Source organism: Halalkalibacter sp. HAAS-P013 (assembly GCF_056619925.1).
On record NZ_JBWQTU010000004.1, the window covers coordinates 52,244 to 67,790 of the forward strand.

A 15,547-nucleotide genomic window follows, 5' to 3' on the forward strand; every position below is an offset into this window, starting at 1 on the left:
GATGACCTGTGCCAAAAATAGCTTTTTTATTTCCGGGACAAGGGTCTCAAGCTGTTGGAATGGGGCAAGAATTAATTAATGAGGAACAAGTAAGTAAAGCGATATTTGAACGTGCTGATCAAAAATTAGGATACTCATTATCCGAAATCATGCTTAATGGGCCTGAAGAAACGTTAAAACGTACGGAGAATACGCAGCCAGCATTAGTAACAATGAGTACAGCGGTACTTGAGCTCTTACATCAAGAAAACATTAAACCTGATTTTGTAGCGGGGCATAGTTTAGGTGAATATAGTGCATTGGTTGCAGCTGGTGCGATGTCATTTGAAGATGCTGTATTTGCTGTAAGGAGTCGTGGTTTATTTATGGAGGAAGCTGTTCCTTTCGGAGAAGGAGCTATGGCTGCAGTTCTTGGATTGGAAAGTAGCGTTCTTGGTGAAGTTTGCTCTAGTGTAAGCCTTGAAACATCAGAAACTGCTGAACTTGCAAACTTAAACTGTCCAGGTCAAATTGTCATTTCAGGATCAGCGAAAGGAGTAGAGCTTGCTTCAGAGAAAGCAAAAGAAGCTGGAGCAAAAAGAGTGATTCCACTTCAAGTAAGTGGGCCGTTTCATTCGAGTTTAATGAAGCCAGCAGCTGAGAAATTACAAACGACTCTTGGACAACTAAAGGTTATAGACGCTTCCATTCCTGTTATTGCAAATGTATCAGCAAAAGGAGTGCAAGATGCGTCGCAAATAAGAGAAAATTTAATTGAACAAGTGTATTCACCAGTCCTTTGGGAAGATACAATACGGACGCTTCTTGCAGAAGGAGTAGATTTGTTTGTAGAAGTGGGATCTGGTAATGTCTTATCAGGTCTTGTCCGCAAAGTAGAAAGAAGAGCCAAGGTGGTTGCCGTGAGTAACCGAGAAGGCGTGTTAAAAGTGAAAGAAATGTTAGAAGGAGTGACAGAATGATGTTACAAGGGAAAACGGCTATCGTTACGGGAGCTTCTCGTGGAATCGGACGAGCGACAGCTATTGAATTAGGTCGCAATGGGGCTAATGTAGTTGTCAATTATGCAGGTAGTCAGGAACGAGCTGAGCAAGTCGTTGCTGAAATAAAAGCCTTGGGAGTGGACGCACTTGCTGTTCAAGCTGATGTTGCCAATGCCGAACAAGTGCAAGCAATGGTGAAAGAAACGGTTGATGCATTTGGGCGTGTTGATATTCTCGTTAACAATGCAGGGATTACAAAAGATAATTTGATCATGAGAATGAAAGAAGACGAATGGGATGCGGTTATAAATACGAACTTAAAAGGTGTCTTTAATTGTGGAAAGGCTGTTACAAGACAAATGATGAAACAGCGCTATGGTCGTATTATTAATGTATCATCAGTTGTCGGAGTTCTTGGAAATGCAGGACAAGCCAATTATGTGGCAGCCAAAGCTGGTGTCATTGGTCTTACAAAAACAATGGCAAGAGAACTAGCCAACCGTAACATTCATGTGAACGCAGTCGCACCTGGTTTTATTGAAACAGATATGACAGACGAGCTTGGCGATGACATGAAAGGGCAACTTCTTTCACAAATCCCACTTGCAACTTTAGGGAAACCAGAAAACATTGCCAACGTCATTCGGTTCCTAGCAAGCCCAGACGCCGACTACATGACAGGCCAAACCCTCCATGTAGATGGAGGAATGGTGATGTAGAGTTTACATAAAAAGGGTGATCTTCCCTTTTTATGTAAACTCGAAGCAATGACCAAGCCGCCGTAGCGCACTATTACGGGTAAGGACAGTTTTCCCCTTGAAAAAACTCAAGGCAAGAGTACTCTCCCTATTTCTTAATAACTAATAAAATTCAGGTTGACAGAAAGGGAGTTCATCGGTAAACTTTTCCTAGCCTTCAACACTAGCTTAAACATTTAAGTTAGGTTAATTTTTGAGAGGAGGTGAACGAAACATGGCAGATACATTATCACGTGTTACGAAAATCGTTGTTGACCGTTTAGGTGTGGAAGAAGCGGAAGTGAAACTTGAAGCTTCTTTTAAGGATGATTTAGGGGCTGATTCATTAGATGTAGTTGAACTAGTTATGGAACTTGAAGATGAGTTTGATCTAGAAATCTCTGATGAGGAAGCGGAGAAAATTTCAACTGTAGCTGATGTAGTTGATTACATAAACAGCCGTCAGTAAGAAGGGAAGTCCCATATGATTTGCCATGTGGGACTTGCCTTTCAATTTATTTCATGGCCAATGAATTGTCTCATATAGTCAATCGTTGGTGGCTAATTAATGATGTTGGAGGTAGCTATGCCACAATCTTCGAAATATCACCGAAAGTCGAAGTCCCATTATTCAAATGATCGAAGACGGGGAAATCGAAAGATGATTCTTACTGAAGAACAGAAAAAAAAGTTTGATGATTTAATGCAACGAACTGAGTTGACTTTTGAAAACAAAAAGCTACTTATTCAAGCTTTCACCCATTCATCCTATGTGAATGAGCACCGAATCTATTCTTTTCAAGATAACGAACGATTGGAATTTCTTGGAGATGCCGTCCTTGAACTTTCTGTGTCGCAGTTTTTATTCAAGAAATTCAAGACGATGAGTGAAGGAGACATGACGAAATTACGTGCATCTATTGTCTGTGAACCTTCCCTTGCACAATTTGCTCAAGAGTTACACTTTGGCGAGATCGTTTTGCTTGGCAAGGGCGAAGAAATGACAGGTGGACGCGCTAGACCTGCTTTATTAGCAGATGTCTTTGAAGCATTTATAGGTGCTCTTTATCTTGATCAAGGATTGGATTCAGTTTTCAAATTTTTGAATGATACGATGTATCCAAAAATAAATGATGGTGCTTTTTCTCATATGATGGATTTCAAAAGTCAGCTTCAAGAGTTCATTCAACGAGATAACCTGGGACAAATCCAATACATCATCGTACAGGAACGAGGGCCTGCACATAATCGAGAGTTTGTCTCAGAAGTGCAATTGAATGAATCTGCTCTTGGCATTGGAACAGGACGTTCAAAGAAAGAAGCCGAACAACATGCTGCTCAACAGGCTTTAATGAAGTTAAGTGAGCAAGATAAGCTAAAATAAAAAAATGTCCTCTCATGAAACATAATCGAGAGGACATTTTTTTGTAGATAGAGATGCTCTAAAATTTATCATAACACTGTTTATTTACGTAGCTTTCCTAATTCAGTGACAATTGCATCAAGCTCACTAACAGAGAAAGATGATTTCTTTTGGATCATTTCATAAATATCGCGAAGTTCTTCATACTGTTCTGTATCAAAACTTTTTGAATTTAAGGCAGCTGCGTTTACAATTTGTAACTTGTTCTTAATTTCTTCAATCATGAATTCAATATTATCACGTGTATTTACATCTAAATTCATTTACTTATTTCACCCCTATGATTGGTTATGTATGTATCGTATCATAGACTTACGCGTTTGTCCTGTCCATCTGTAATAAAGGCGCAGGCTGTGGTAAAATAGGTTGTTGTTAATTAAAGTAAGGGGGAAGGAATATGTTCCTCAAGCGACTTGAAGTCGTAGGGTTCAAATCTTTTGCTGAAAAAATCAATATTGATTTTGTACCAGGGGTTACAGCAGTGGTTGGACCAAATGGAAGTGGGAAAAGTAACATTTCAGATAGCATCCGGTGGGTGCTAGGTGAACAGTCTGCGAAATCATTACGCGGGTCAAAAATGGAAGATATTATTTTTGCTGGTAGTGATAGTAGGAAGCCATTAAATTACGCAGAAGTTAGTCTTATTTTAGATAATGAAGATCAGCATCTTTCAATAGATTATAGCGAAGTTAGTGTAACGAGGAGAGTTTATCGTTCAGGTGAAAGTGAATACTTGATTAATAAGCAAGCTTGCCGACTTAAAGATATCATTGATTTATTTCTTGATTCAGGTTTAGGGAGAGAAGCTTACTCGATTATAGGTCAAGGAAAAGTGGAAGAGATTTTAAGCAATAAAGCTGAAGATCGCCGTGTGATTTTTGAAGAAGCAGCAGGTGTATTAAAATATAAAACAAGAAAAGTGAAAGCTGAAAAGCGTTTGCACGAAACACAGGAAAATCTATACAGAGTAGAAGATATTTTGCATGAATTAGAAGGGCAAGTAGAGCCATTAGAAATTCAAGCGTCCATTGCTAAAGATTATTTACATAAACGCGATGAATTAAAAGAAGTGGATATTGCTTTATTAGTACATGAAATAAATGAATTGCATGAAACTTGGACGTTTGAGAAAGAAAAGCTCCAAAACCTTTTACTAACATATGAGGAACGCCAAAAAAAGCTTGAAGAGATGGAACAATTACGAATTTCGTTGCGTGAGAAAACGAGTCGGTTATCATCTCAATTTACAAAGTTGCAAGAGGAATTACTCTACGCAAGTGAAGAGCTTGAGAAGAGTGAAGGGAAACGAGAGGTGTTAAAAGAACGAAAAAAAAATGCTTCTCAAAACAAAGAGCAGCTTAAACGTTCGATCGATGATAAAACATCACAGTTAGAAAAGCTCCTTGTTGAGTGGCAAAGTGAACAGGTTGCTCTCAAGGATGCAGGACAGAAGTTATCTGACTTAAAAGAGGCGGTTGAAAAAAAACAACTAGTTGTCGAACGTTCGGTGACTGATGTAGAAGAAGAGATTGATCAACTTAAGGCAGATTATATTGAAGTTTTAAATGAACAGGCGAGCATTCGTAATGAAAGGCGTTATTTAGAAGAACAATTACAAAAGCAAGAGACAAGGCAGGAGCGGCTATTAGTAGAAAATGAAGATTTACTATCAACGCGAGAGGAACTTTTGACTAAGCTTGAATCGGCTAAGGAAGGGGCTTCCATGGAAGAAAGCGCTCTTGAAAAAATAGGTGAGGAATATCGTAATTTGATAAGGACCTATGAACAAGAGAAAGAGCGATATCAGAAGAAAGAAACACAGTTATATGAAACGTATCAAATGACACAGAAAATCCAATCTCGAGCCGATGTATTGGAAGAAATGCAAGCTGATTTTTCAGGTTTCTTTCATGGTGTCAAAGAAGTATTGAAAGCAAGAGGCGATAAGTTAAAAGGAGTGGTAGGTGCTGTAGCAGAACTGATCCAAGTTCCAAAGGAGTATGAAACGGCCATTGAAATTGCATTAGGAGGTGCTTCTCAGCATATTGTCATGGAGTCTGAGGGAGATGCAAGGCTGGCAATTCAATTTTTAAAACAAAACAGAATTGGTCGAGCAACCTTTTTGCCTTTACCCGTAATTAAGCCAAAAGCAATCGCTGAATTTCAACTAGATCAACTGGTTAAACATTCTGCATTTGTTGGCGTTGCAGCCTCGCTGCTTTCCTATGAAAAGACGTATGAATCAGTTATTTCTAATTTACTTGGGAACGTAATTATCGCGAGTACTCTTCAAGGAGCAAATGAATTGGCCAAGATCTCCGGACACAGGTTACGAATTGTTACCCTTGAAGGAGATGTCGTTAATCCTGGTGGATCAATGACTGGTGGTTCAGTAAAGCAAAAACAGACGCCGCTACTAGGTCGTAAAAGAGAGCTTGAAGATTTAAAAGAAAAGTTACAAAAACTTAGCAGTGCGACGATAAAGCTTGAGGGTGAAGTAAGGGGCTTAAAACAAATGCGAGCTCAAAAAGAGCAAGCATTAGAAAAGCTTCGAACGGAGGGTGAAAATGCTAGACATGCCGTTCAAGAAGCGAAATCAACGGTTCGTGAACTAGAACGAGAGGTAGAAAGATCCCAAGATCAATTCACGCGTTTTGATCGAGATAAAGTAGGGTATTCAGAGGAAATTAAGCGTCTGAAAAGTCGGTTGTCAGAGCTTGAGGAATCATCTGAACTGGCATCGAAACAAGGTGCGGAATTAGAAAGTCAAGTAAAAAACCTTGAACAGCAACAGTTAGAACAGCGAAAGTCAAGAGAAAACCTTCAAGAAGAATTAATTCAAGAGAAGATTGATTTAGCTACCGCGAAAGAAAGGTTTCATTCAGTCGAAGTACGTTCAAAACAACTGACGTTAACAAAATCTAGATTAGAAGAAGAACTTAACGAACTTAAGGATCATTTTGAATTACTAGTTGGTGAAATGTCCGACCGTTCAAATGGAGAAACTAGCCTTGATGCCCGAATTGAAGAAGGACGTAAACAAAAAGAAAAATTAACGAATGCCATTACCAAAATGAAGAGTGAGCGTGAGGAAGTAGAATTGTCTTACGCTGACCTTGAGTATACGTTGAAAGTTCAGCAAGCCGATCATGTAACTCTCGCTGACGAGTGTCGTAAAATTGAAGTGAAAGTGAACCGAATGGATGTTGAACTAGATAATCGGTTAACACATCTTCGTGAAGAGTATGAGCTTTCTTTTCAAGCGGCAAAAGAAAAACATGAGCTTACGATGCCTCCTGAAGAAGCGCGAACAAAAGTGAAGCTAGTTAAATTAGCAATCGAAGAACTAGGAACTGTCAATCTAGGTGCTATCGAGGAGTATGAGCGAGTTCGAGAGAGATTTGAATTTTTAACAGAACAACAGAAGGATTTACTCACTGCTAAAACGACTTTACATGATGTTATTGCAGAGATGGATGAAGAAATGACTAAAAGGTTCCATGATTCTTATGTTCAAATTCGAGCTCATTTCCAAACTGTTTTTAGGGAATTGTTCGGTGGAGGACAAGCTGATTTAGTATTAACGGACCCAGATAACCTATTGGAAACAGGAGTCGAAATTCTGGCAAAACCACCGGGGAAAAAAATGCAAAATTTAGCACTCTTATCTGGTGGGGAGCGTTCACTTACGGCAATTGGTTTGCTTTTTGCTATATTAAAAGTCCGTCCTGTTCCGTTTTGTGTGTTGGATGAGGTGGAAGCTGCTCTTGATGAGGCAAACGTTAGTCGATTTGCTAATTTCTTAAAAGACTTCAGTGAAGCTACGCAGTTCATCGTGATTACTCATCGAAAAGGAACGATGGAAGAAGCAGACGTATTGTATGGTGTTACGATGCAAGAATCAGGTGTATCACGCCTAGTTTCGGTCAGATTAGAAGAAACAAAAGAATTGTTAACACAAGAATGAGAACTTAGCTTTATTGGAAAGAACAATAAATTAAATTCTAAAAGGTAAGGTGAAGATATGAGTTTTTTAAAAAAATTAAAAGAGAAAATCACTAGTCAAACGACTGAAGTTACAGACAAGTTTAAAGAAGGACTCGAGAAAACTCGTGATTCATTTGTTGGACGCATGAATGAACTTGTTTATAAATATCGTAAAGTCGATGAAGACTTTTTTGAGGAATTAGAAGAGTTATTAATTAGTTCTGACGTTGGTGTGACGACAGTTATGGAATTAATTGATCAATTAAAAGATGAAGTTCGCTTACGAAATATTAAAGATACAAAAGAAATTCAGCCTGTCATTTCAGAGAAACTTGCTGAGCTATTAGAAAAAGAGGGCGATGATACTAGTTTAAACATTCAAGAAAATGGGATGACGGTTATTTTGGTTGTAGGTGTAAATGGAGTAGGGAAAACAACATCAATAGGTAAATTAGCTCATCACCTTAAGCAGGAGGGTAAATCTGTTATGATGGCAGCAGGTGATACGTTTCGTGCAGGAGCTATTGAACAGCTTGAAGTATGGGGAGAGCGTGTAGGGGTTGATGTTATTAAGCAGCAAGAGGGATCGGATCCAGCTGCTGTTATGTATGATGCCTTGCAAGCCGCGAAATCACGTAACATCGATGTTCTATTATGTGATACAGCTGGGCGCCTTCAGAATAAAGTGAATTTGATGAACGAATTAGAAAAGGTAAAACGCGTCATTGAACGTGAGGTCCCAGGAGCACCGCATGAAGTGTTGCTCGTTCTAGATGCAACAACAGGGCAAAATGCAATGTCACAAGCAAAGACATTCGGTAAAGCTACGGACGTCTCAGGGATTGTGTTGACAAAGCTTGACGGAACAGCTAAGGGGGGGATTGTACTAGCGATTCGTCATGAACTAGATATCCCTGTAAAATTTGTTGGTTTAGGTGAACAGATGGATGATCTTCAAGCGTTTGATGCAGAACAATTTGTTTATGGGTTATTCCGTGAATTAGTCGAAGCAGAAGAAGTAGAAGAATAATTAGGTATAGAGTAGGAGCCGTACAGACATCGTACAGTTTCTCGTTTAAATAATAATTGATATGTGATTTTTTAAGGGATCTAGGAGACGTGTAATTGAAGTGGTTGTTTAATGTTAAGAAAAAAACTTGACACTTAAACCTAGATGTTGTAACATGATATCTCGTAAAGGGAAATCACTTAACAAGGGGTTGATTGTGTGTTAGATAAGACGTTTAGGATGAATTATCTTTTTGATTTCTATCAGTCGTTGCTAACACAGAAACAACGAAAATATATGTCATTGTATTATCTTGATGATTTATCGTTAGGTGAGATTGCTGAGGAGTTTGAAGTTAGTCGCCAAGCCGTATATGATAACATTAAGCGTACAGAAGTAATGTTAGAAGATTACGAAAAGAAGTTGATGCTTTTATCGAAATTCGAGAAGCGTACAAAGCTTTTAACTCAAATGAAATCGGCAGTTGAAGAAAACGCGACTCCTGAAGAGATCATGTCACTGCTTGACTCTCTTGAGAAATTAGACTAGGAGGCGACAACATGGCATTTGAAGGTTTAGCGGAACGATTGCAAGGGACGTTAACCAAAATTCGTGGAAAAGGGAAAGTTAGCGAGACTGACGTGAAAGAAATGATGCGTGAAGTTCGACTCGCTTTACTAGAAGCGGATGTTAACTTTAAAGTTGTCAAACAATTCATTGCAAGTGTGAAAGAAAAAGCACTTGGGCAAGATGTGATGAAAAGCTTAACGCCTGGACAACAAGTCATTAAAGTTGTTAACGAAGAGTTAACAGCATTAATGGGAGGAGAGCAAAGCAAAATTGCTGTTGCATCGAAGTCGCCAACGGTCGTTATGATGGTCGGTCTTCAAGGTGCTGGTAAGACAACGACTACAGCGAAACTTGCTAATCACTTACGTAAGAAGCATAACAGACAACCGATGCTCGTTGCTGCTGATATATACAGACCTGCTGCAATTAAGCAGCTAGAGACGTTAGGAAAGCAACTAAATATGCCTGTCTTTTCACTTGGTGATCAAGTAAGTCCTGTAGAGATTGCAAAGCAAGCAATTGAAAAGGCAAAAGAAGATCATCATGATTATGTTTTAATTGATACAGCTGGTCGTTTGCATATTGATGAAACTCTTATGGATGAGTTAAAGCAAGTAAAAGAGATTGCTAAACCTGATGAGATTTTACTTGTTGTTGATGCAATGACTGGTCAAGATGCTGTAAATGTCGCAGAAAGTTTTAACGAACAGCTTGATGTGACGGGTGTAGTACTAACAAAGCTTGATGGTGATACTCGTGGTGGTGCTGCTATTTCAGTTAAAGCAGTTACGAATACACCAATTAAATTTGCAGGTATGGGAGAGAAAATTGACCAACTTGAGCCATTCCACCCAGATCGCATGGCGTCAAGGATCCTTGGAATGGGTGATGTACTTTCACTTATTGAAAAAGCACAAACGAATGTAGATGAAGAAAAAGCTCGTGAACTTGAGAAGAAAATGCGTACAATGGATTTTACCTTTGACGATTTTTTAGAGCAGCTAGATCAAGTTCGTAATATGGGTCCACTTGATGACTTACTAAATATGATGCCAGGTATGAACAAGAAAGGCATGAAAGATTTAAAAGTTGACGACAAGCAAATTGGCAAGGTCGAAGCGATTGTTCGTTCAATGACTAAGAAAGAAAAACAAGACCCAAGTATTATGAACGCGAGCAGACGTCGTCGAATTGCGAAAGGGAGCGGGACAACGATTCAAGATGTTAACCGACTTTTGAAGCAATTTGAGGATATGAAAAAAATGATGAAACAAATGACCGGTATGACCTCTGGTAAAGGGAAGAAAAGAGGGAAAGGTCTTGGAGGTTTTAAACTTCCATTTTAGATTGGAAATCCATTTTTCTAGTTGAAAGCTAGAAGAATTGATGATATTATAAACTATTGTGTTGAATATTTTTGGAGGTGTCCCACGAATGGCAGTAAAAATTCGTTTAAAGCGTATGGGTTCTAAGAAGGCCCCATTTTATCGTGTAGTAGTAGCAGATTCTCGCGCACCGCGTGATGGTCGTTTCATCGAGGAGATCGGAACGTACAACCCATTAACTCAACCAGCTAAGGTTGACATTGCTGAAGAGAAAGCACTTGACTGGATGTTAAAAGGTGCAAAGCCTTCTGATACAGTTCGTAACCTTTTCTCTAAAGAAGGATTAATGGAAAAGTTACACAACGCAAAGAACCAGAAGTAATAAAATAAGAACCCAAAAGTCTGTTTTGCTTTTGGGTTCTTATTGTAAGCAATGAGCAAGCGGCTGCCAAGTTCTTAGCTTCGAATAAGTTTGCAGTGAGTAGAGCCATTGCCTCTCCCTTTTTGATGACGTATTAAAAGGAGAATCAGATGAAAGCGTTAGTTGAGCACATTGTAAAAGCACTTGTCGATCAGCCAGATTTTGTTCAAGTTGAAGAAGTAGAAGAGGGACAAACCCTTAACTTACGATTAACCGTTCATCCTGACGATATGGGGAAGGTCATAGGGAAGCAAGGTCGAACCGTTAAAGCGATTCGTTCGGTGTTATACGCCGCAGTACCATCGCAACGGGTACGATTAGACATCGTGGATTAGTAACGCAGTGAAAGGGTGAGGGATTAACCTCTCCCTTTTTCTAATATAAAGAGATTGAAATAGTCAGTATTTCTTGTGGTCTAGAGTAATTCTAGACGAATATATTAAGTCACCTGCAATATATCATACGTTATTTCAGGGGTGCTAGATGAAACTATTACGTAAAATTGTTATAAAACAAGTGTTAACAGAAACAAAAAAGGCAGTGATGGTCAATAAATTTGAAGAAGAATTAATACAATGCAAACGTGAAGTCGAACAGATGAAATTTCTTTTACATAAAGCAATGAGAGAATCAACAAGCAAGAATGAACAACAAGAAATACGTGCACGATATATAAAAGAAATAGAGAAACGAGAAGAAGCTGCTCATAGTATCTCTTTTAAAATCGAGCAGTTGGATAAACTAGAAATTGGAACAGAAATTCCTGATGGAACAGTAGAAGGTATTATTGAAATAAGCGAAGGTGACTCTTGGCCCAATTTAGAGCAAACTCCTGAGATTATCGTAAAAGATGGTGTAGTTCAAGAAATTCGAGAAAGTAGGAATAATGATGACTGAATGGTTTAAAGTTGGGAAAATTGTCAATACGCACGGTGTAAGAGGAGAAGTTCGTGTCATTTCTTCAACGGACTTTGCCGAGGAGCGATATACGGTTGGAAGGGAGTTAATGATTAAAGACGAAAATGGGAATCAGGAAATGGTTGTTGTTCGTCATCATCGCCCTCATAAAAATTTTGATTTGCTTCAATTTGAAGGATACCATTCCATTAATGAAGTAGAACGTTTCAAGGGTTCGGCACTATACGTTTCTGAAGAATATTTAGAGGAACTTGAAGAAAACGAATTTTACTATCATGAGATTATTGGTTGTACCGTCATAACAGAATCAGGGGATGAGCTTGGGAAGGTAAAAGAAATTTTTGCAACTGGGGCAAATGATGTTTGGGTAATACAACGCTTAGGTGGAGGGAAAGATATATTGCTTCCGTATATTGAAGACGTTGTAAAAGACATAGATGTAGATAAAAAAGTAATCCATGTTCATGTGCTAGAAGGATTACTAGAATGAGAATAGATGTTTTAACACTGTTTCCAGAAATGTTTACGAATGTCTTTGGTTCCTCCATATTAAAGCATGCACAAGAGTCAGGTATTGTTCAATATCGGGCTGTTGATTTTAGGGATTATGCTGATAACAAGCACCGTAAAGTGGACGATTATCCGTATGGTGGCGGAGCGGGAATGGTCTTACGAGCCCAACCATTTTTTGATGCTGTTGACGACTTAATAAAAGATGAGCAGAAGAGACCAAGGGTCGTTATGCTCTGCCCGCAGGGGGAACGATATTCTCAAAAGAGGGCCGAAGAATTTAGCAAGGAGGATCATCTCATTCTTCTTTGTGGGCATTATGAAGGTTATGACGAAAGGGTTAGGAAGTATCTCGTCACTGATGAAGTGTCAATTGGTGATTATGTATTAACTGGTGGGGAGCTTGGTGCAATGGTTATAGCAGATAGTGTCACAAGGCTATTACCGGGTGTGCTTGGAAATGATCAATCAGCGATTACTGATTCATTTTCAACCGGTTTACTTGAGCATCCACATTATACTAGACCGGCAGATTTTCGTGGAATGAAAGTTCCTGAGATCCTTTTGTCAGGACATCATAAGAATATCGAGGATTGGCGTTCTCGTAAATCTCTCAAACGAACATGGGAAAGACGACCTGATCTACTAGAAGGAAAAGCCTTGAATGAGAAGGAGCAAAAGTGGTTAGATGAATTTACTAGAAAAGATTAAATAAAACTTGTGAACATAGATCTTTTGTGCTAATATAGATCTTGTGGCTTAAGGCCTGTTATTACGATGTTCCGCTGTAGTATAAAGCTTTCAAGAGCATCTGTATGGAAGGAGTGGAATTATATGAACAACATTATCCGTGAAATTACTAGTGAGCAACTACGTAGTGATCTTCCAGCGTTTCGTCCTGGTGACACTTTAGTTATCCACGTTAAAGTTGTTGAGGGAACTCGTGAACGTATTCAGTTATTCGAAGGCGTTGTTATTAAGCGTCGTGGTACTGGAATCAGCGAAACTTTCACAGCGCGTAAGATTTCATACGGTGTAGGAGTTGAGCGTACATTCCCATTACATTCACCAAAGATCGCTAAGATCGAAGTGAAGCGTCGCGGTAAAGTACGTCGTGCTAAACTTTACTACCTACGCAGTCTACGTGGTAAAAAAGCTCGTATTAAAGAAATTCGATAAAGAGCGAGGAAAAGAGCTTAGGAAACTAAGCTCTTTTTTAAATGAAACAAGCTTTTCCAAATAGGACATCTTATTCACTCCGAATATGATAGATAAAACGACATCTAAACATAGATGTGGTAAACTAATGCTTATGATTGTGATTTGTTACATATGGGGGCGTTAGCATGAGTAAGGAGAAGAAAGAATCATGGGAGTGGCTGAAAGCGGTCGTTATAGCACTTGTCCTTGCATTTGTTATTCGCCATTTTTTATTTGCTCCAGTTATTGTTGATGGAGAATCCATGATGCCGACTCTTGAACATACAGATAGAATGATTGTTAATAAAATAAGTTACACTTTTGGTTCTCCAGAACGTTTTGATATTATCGTATTCCATGCACCCGCTGGAAAAGACTATATAAAACGCGTCATAGGCTTACCTGGAGATGTAATTGAATATAGGAATGATACTCTCTATGTAAATGGAGAAGCAATAGATGAGCCTCATTTAGATGGATTGAAGCTAGCATCAAGTGGGGAACGAGTTACAAGAGATTTTCAAGCAATTACGGTTCCTGAAAACGAGCTATTTGTTCTTGGGGATAACCGTGGTCGAAGTAAAGATAGCCGCGATATTGGAACGATTCATATTGATGAAGTAATTGGGAAAGCTAATGTAGTATTCTGGCCTGTTTCTAATATTCGCATTGCCAAATAGGAAGGTGAAAGTTGTGACGATTCAATGGTTTCCTGGCCATATGGCCAAAGCAAGAAGAGAAGTCACCGAAAAGTTAAAATTTATTGATGTAGTAATTGAACTTCTTGATGCGAGAGTCCCATTAGCTTCGCGTAATCCGATGATTGATGAGATTGTTTCACATAAGCCAAGGTTAATTTTACTTAACAAAGCGGACTTAGCAGACCAATCGGTGACGGAAAAGTGGAAAGCTCACTTTGAGGAAAAAGGTGCTTTGGTTCTTGCTGTTAATGCGCAAACAGGGAAAGGAACGGAAAAGATACCTAATGCGTGTAAGCAGTTAGCAAAGCCAATCATTGATAAAATGATTTCAAAAGGAATGAAACCTAGAGCGGTTCGAGCAATGATTTTAGGGATCCCGAATGTTGGGAAATCGACACTTATTAATCGATTAGCTTCCAAACGAACTGCGCAAGTCGGGGATCGTCCTGGTGTGACAAAGAAACAACAATGGATAAAAGTGGGGAAAGAATTAGAACTACTTGATACGCCAGGAATTTTGTGGCCAAAATTTGAAGATCAAATCATTGGCTATCGATTAGCAGCAACTGGGGCGATCAAAGATGAATTATTAGATTTTCAGGATATTGCTTTATTTATATTAAATTATTTAAAGGACCATTATCCGACATCCGTTCGAGAACGTTATAAATTAGATCATGTACCAGGTGATGGTTTGGCTCTTTTTGACGAAATCGGAAAGAAGCGAGGGTGCTTGTTAGGTGGCGGTTATGTAGACTATGATAAGGCTGCTGAAATCATCTTAAGAGAGATGCGTTCCGGTACGTTAGGGAGAATCTCGCTAGAACAACCAGAAATAATGGTGAGCCGGTGATCGAGCCATTTGGGCTTTATGATCGGCTTTTTTATTTGTCTATACGGATGAAAAAAGAAAAGAAGAATAGATAATTATCTGTATAGGTTTATGAATTGATCCGATATAATTATTAGAGGTGAATGCAATGAACATTTCCATAAAAGAATTAGAAGAGAAATTATTACATAGAAGAGAAATAGATGATGCAATGATTGCAATGTTAAAAAAGGATGAGCGTAAAGGAGTTCAAAGGCTGCTAAAACGCTATGAAACAATGAAACAGAAAGAATGGACGTTAGAACAAATGCATCTACAAATGATTGAATATGAATCCAGTTTACGAAAAGAAGGATTTGTATATATTGCAGGGCTAGACGAGGTAGGACGCGGTCCGTTAGCTGGTCCAGTCGTAGCGGCTGCTGTGATTTTACCTCCAGATTTTAAATTACTTGGCTTAACGGACTCGAAGAAATTATCAAAGGAAAAGCGTGACATGTTCTTTGACGTAATCACAAGTGAAGCAGTTGCTTATTCAATACAAATGGTACATGCAGCTGAAATAGATGAGATCAACATTTATGAATCTACCAAACTAGCCATGTCAAGAGCAGTAAAAGAAATGAACTGTCAACCGGATCATTTATTAGTTGATGCGATGAAACTGGATCTACCTATCGGACAAACGTCGATTATTAAAGGGGATCAAAAGAGTCTGACAATCGCAGCTAGCTCTGTTTTGGCCAAAGTAACACGAGATCGTTACATGGACGAAGTAGCTCGTGAATTTCCTGGTTATGGATTTAGTAATCATGTAGGATACGGGACCAAACAGCACCTAGATGCCATATCTAAATTAGGAGTTACAAGGGAACACCGTAAATCATTTAAGCCAATAGCAGAAGTCGTTTAATTGCCATAGGTGGGAGTATAA

Annotated in this window: 18 protein-coding genes; 17 read left to right on the forward strand and 1 reads right to left on the reverse strand. The window is 38.9% G+C overall.

The window, feature by feature from the left end; all coding sequences use genetic code 11:
* Positions 1-8: 8 nt before the first annotated feature.
* The 4 genes from fabD to rnc all read left to right on the forward strand — a co-directional run bounded on the left by fabD (position 9) and on the right by rnc (position 3,101).
* On the forward strand, positions 9-959 hold the full coding sequence (fabD, locus tag AC1FXP_RS07395; protein ID WP_480059904.1) for an ACP S-malonyltransferase: 951 nt from the start codon (positions 9-11) through the stop codon (positions 957-959).
* A complete protein-coding gene (fabG, locus tag AC1FXP_RS07400; RefSeq protein WP_480060236.1) occupies positions 959-1,699 on the forward strand; it encodes a 3-oxoacyl-[acyl-carrier-protein] reductase in 741 nt (246 codons plus the stop codon). Before fabD ends, fabG begins: the two co-directional genes overlap by 1 nt.
* A gap of 253 nt (positions 1,700-1,952) precedes the next feature.
* The gene (gene acpP, locus AC1FXP_RS07405; RefSeq protein WP_034629715.1) at positions 1,953-2,186 is read left to right on the forward strand and encodes an acyl carrier protein; all 234 of its coding nucleotides are present in this window, start codon (positions 1,953-1,955) and stop codon (positions 2,184-2,186) included.
* Between the two features lie 192 nt (positions 2,187-2,378).
* Positions 2,379-3,101, forward strand: coding sequence for a ribonuclease III (rnc, locus tag AC1FXP_RS07410; protein ID WP_480060238.1), 723 nt, complete (start codon positions 2,379-2,381; stop codon positions 3,099-3,101).
* An 80-nt stretch (positions 3,102-3,181) separates the two neighbouring features.
* On the opposite strand, the gene AC1FXP_RS07415 is transcribed toward rnc, so the two are convergent.
* On the reverse strand, positions 3,182-3,403 hold the full coding sequence (locus AC1FXP_RS07415) for a DUF1128 domain-containing protein (RefSeq protein ID WP_034629709.1): 222 nt from the start codon (positions 3,401-3,403) through the stop codon (positions 3,182-3,184).
* 134 nt (positions 3,404-3,537) lie between these two features.
* Here AC1FXP_RS07415 and smc point away from each other — a divergent pair, with 134 nt between their 5' ends.
* The 13 genes from smc to AC1FXP_RS07480 all read left to right on the forward strand — a co-directional run bounded on the left by smc (position 3,538) and on the right by AC1FXP_RS07480 (position 15,526).
* Positions 3,538-7,107, forward strand: a complete 3,570-nt coding sequence (gene smc, locus AC1FXP_RS07420) for a chromosome segregation protein SMC (RefSeq protein ID WP_480059906.1) — start codon at positions 3,538-3,540, stop codon at positions 7,105-7,107.
* Between the two features lie 57 nt (positions 7,108-7,164).
* On the forward strand, positions 7,165-8,157 hold the full coding sequence (gene ftsY, locus AC1FXP_RS07425; protein WP_480059908.1) for a signal recognition particle-docking protein FtsY: 993 nt from the start codon (positions 7,165-7,167) through the stop codon (positions 8,155-8,157).
* A 219-nt stretch (positions 8,158-8,376) separates the two neighbouring features.
* Positions 8,377-8,685: a putative DNA-binding protein gene (locus tag AC1FXP_RS07430; RefSeq protein ID WP_480060240.1), complete on the forward strand. Its 309-nt coding sequence runs from the start codon at positions 8,377-8,379 to the stop codon at positions 8,683-8,685.
* Between the two features lie 11 nt (positions 8,686-8,696).
* Positions 8,697-10,052, forward strand: a complete 1,356-nt coding sequence (gene ffh, locus AC1FXP_RS07435) for a signal recognition particle protein (RefSeq protein WP_480059910.1) — start codon at positions 8,697-8,699, stop codon at positions 10,050-10,052.
* Between the two features lie 88 nt (positions 10,053-10,140).
* Complete coding sequence (rpsP, locus tag AC1FXP_RS07440) at positions 10,141-10,413, forward strand: 30S ribosomal protein S16 (RefSeq protein WP_034629696.1); 273 nt, start codon at positions 10,141-10,143, stop codon at positions 10,411-10,413.
* 149 nt (positions 10,414-10,562) lie between these two features.
* Entirely contained in the window at positions 10,563-10,787 is a 225-nt protein-coding gene (locus AC1FXP_RS07445; protein ID WP_480059912.1) for a KH domain-containing protein, read from the forward strand.
* 148 nt (positions 10,788-10,935) lie between these two features.
* Positions 10,936-11,349 carry a YlqD family protein gene (locus AC1FXP_RS07450; protein ID WP_480059914.1) on the forward strand — a complete coding sequence of 138 codons (414 nt, stop codon included), beginning with the start codon at positions 10,936-10,938 and terminating at the stop codon, positions 11,347-11,349.
* Complete coding sequence (gene rimM / locus AC1FXP_RS07455; protein WP_480060242.1) at positions 11,342-11,860, forward strand: ribosome maturation factor RimM; 519 nt, start codon at positions 11,342-11,344, stop codon at positions 11,858-11,860. Before AC1FXP_RS07450 ends, rimM begins: the two co-directional genes overlap by 8 nt.
* Positions 11,857-12,591: a tRNA (guanosine(37)-N1)-methyltransferase TrmD gene (trmD, locus tag AC1FXP_RS07460; RefSeq protein WP_480059916.1), complete on the forward strand. Its 735-nt coding sequence runs from the start codon at positions 11,857-11,859 to the stop codon at positions 12,589-12,591. The genes rimM and trmD overlap by 4 nt, the downstream gene beginning before the upstream one ends.
* 123 nt (positions 12,592-12,714) lie before the next feature.
* Entirely contained in the window at positions 12,715-13,059 is a 345-nt protein-coding gene (gene rplS, locus AC1FXP_RS07465; protein WP_034629686.1) for a 50S ribosomal protein L19, read from the forward strand.
* A gap of 167 nt (positions 13,060-13,226) precedes the next feature.
* Positions 13,227-13,760, forward strand: a complete 534-nt coding sequence (lepB, locus tag AC1FXP_RS07470; RefSeq protein WP_480059918.1) for a signal peptidase I — start codon at positions 13,227-13,229, stop codon at positions 13,758-13,760.
* 13 nt (positions 13,761-13,773) lie between these two features.
* Positions 13,774-14,634 carry a ribosome biogenesis GTPase YlqF gene (gene ylqF / locus AC1FXP_RS07475; protein WP_480059919.1) on the forward strand — a complete coding sequence of 287 codons (861 nt, stop codon included), beginning with the start codon at positions 13,774-13,776 and terminating at the stop codon, positions 14,632-14,634.
* A gap of 127 nt (positions 14,635-14,761) precedes the next feature.
* Positions 14,762-15,526, forward strand: coding sequence for a ribonuclease HII (locus AC1FXP_RS07480; protein WP_480059921.1), 765 nt, complete (start codon positions 14,762-14,764; stop codon positions 15,524-15,526).
* The last annotated feature ends 21 nt before the right edge of the window (positions 15,527-15,547 follow it).

Bases quoted from the DNA above. Each gene is read 5' to 3' on its own strand.
- fabG (WP_480060236.1), top strand. From the start codon at position 959: ATGTTACAAGGGAAAACGGCTATCGTTACGGGAGCTTCTCGTGGAATC.
- acpP (WP_034629715.1), top strand. From the start codon at position 1,953: ATGGCAGATACATTATCACGTGTTACGAAAATCGTTGTTGACCGTTTA.
- rnc (WP_480060238.1), top strand. From the start codon at position 2,379: ATGATTCTTACTGAAGAACAGAAAAAAAAGTTTGATGATTTAATGCAA.
- AC1FXP_RS07415 (WP_034629709.1), bottom strand. From the start codon at position 3,403: ATGAATTTAGATGTAAATACACGTGATAATATTGAATTCATGATTGAA.
- smc (WP_480059906.1), top strand. From the start codon at position 3,538: ATGTTCCTCAAGCGACTTGAAGTCGTAGGGTTCAAATCTTTTGCTGAA.
- ftsY (WP_480059908.1), top strand. From the start codon at position 7,165: ATGAGTTTTTTAAAAAAATTAAAAGAGAAAATCACTAGTCAAACGACT.
- AC1FXP_RS07430 (WP_480060240.1), top strand. From the start codon at position 8,377: ATGAATTATCTTTTTGATTTCTATCAGTCGTTGCTAACACAGAAACAA.
- ffh (WP_480059910.1), top strand. From the start codon at position 8,697: ATGGCATTTGAAGGTTTAGCGGAACGATTGCAAGGGACGTTAACCAAA.
- rpsP (WP_034629696.1), top strand. From the start codon at position 10,141: ATGGCAGTAAAAATTCGTTTAAAGCGTATGGGTTCTAAGAAGGCCCCA.
- AC1FXP_RS07445 (WP_480059912.1), top strand. From the start codon at position 10,563: ATGAAAGCGTTAGTTGAGCACATTGTAAAAGCACTTGTCGATCAGCCA.
- AC1FXP_RS07450 (WP_480059914.1), top strand. From the start codon at position 10,936: ATGAAACTATTACGTAAAATTGTTATAAAACAAGTGTTAACAGAAACA.
- rimM (WP_480060242.1), top strand. From the start codon at position 11,342: ATGACTGAATGGTTTAAAGTTGGGAAAATTGTCAATACGCACGGTGTA.
- trmD (WP_480059916.1), top strand. From the start codon at position 11,857: ATGAGAATAGATGTTTTAACACTGTTTCCAGAAATGTTTACGAATGTC.
- rplS (WP_034629686.1), top strand. From the start codon at position 12,715: ATGAACAACATTATCCGTGAAATTACTAGTGAGCAACTACGTAGTGAT.
- lepB (WP_480059918.1), top strand. From the start codon at position 13,227: ATGAGTAAGGAGAAGAAAGAATCATGGGAGTGGCTGAAAGCGGTCGTT.
- AC1FXP_RS07480 (WP_480059921.1), top strand. From the start codon at position 14,762: ATGAACATTTCCATAAAAGAATTAGAAGAGAAATTATTACATAGAAGA.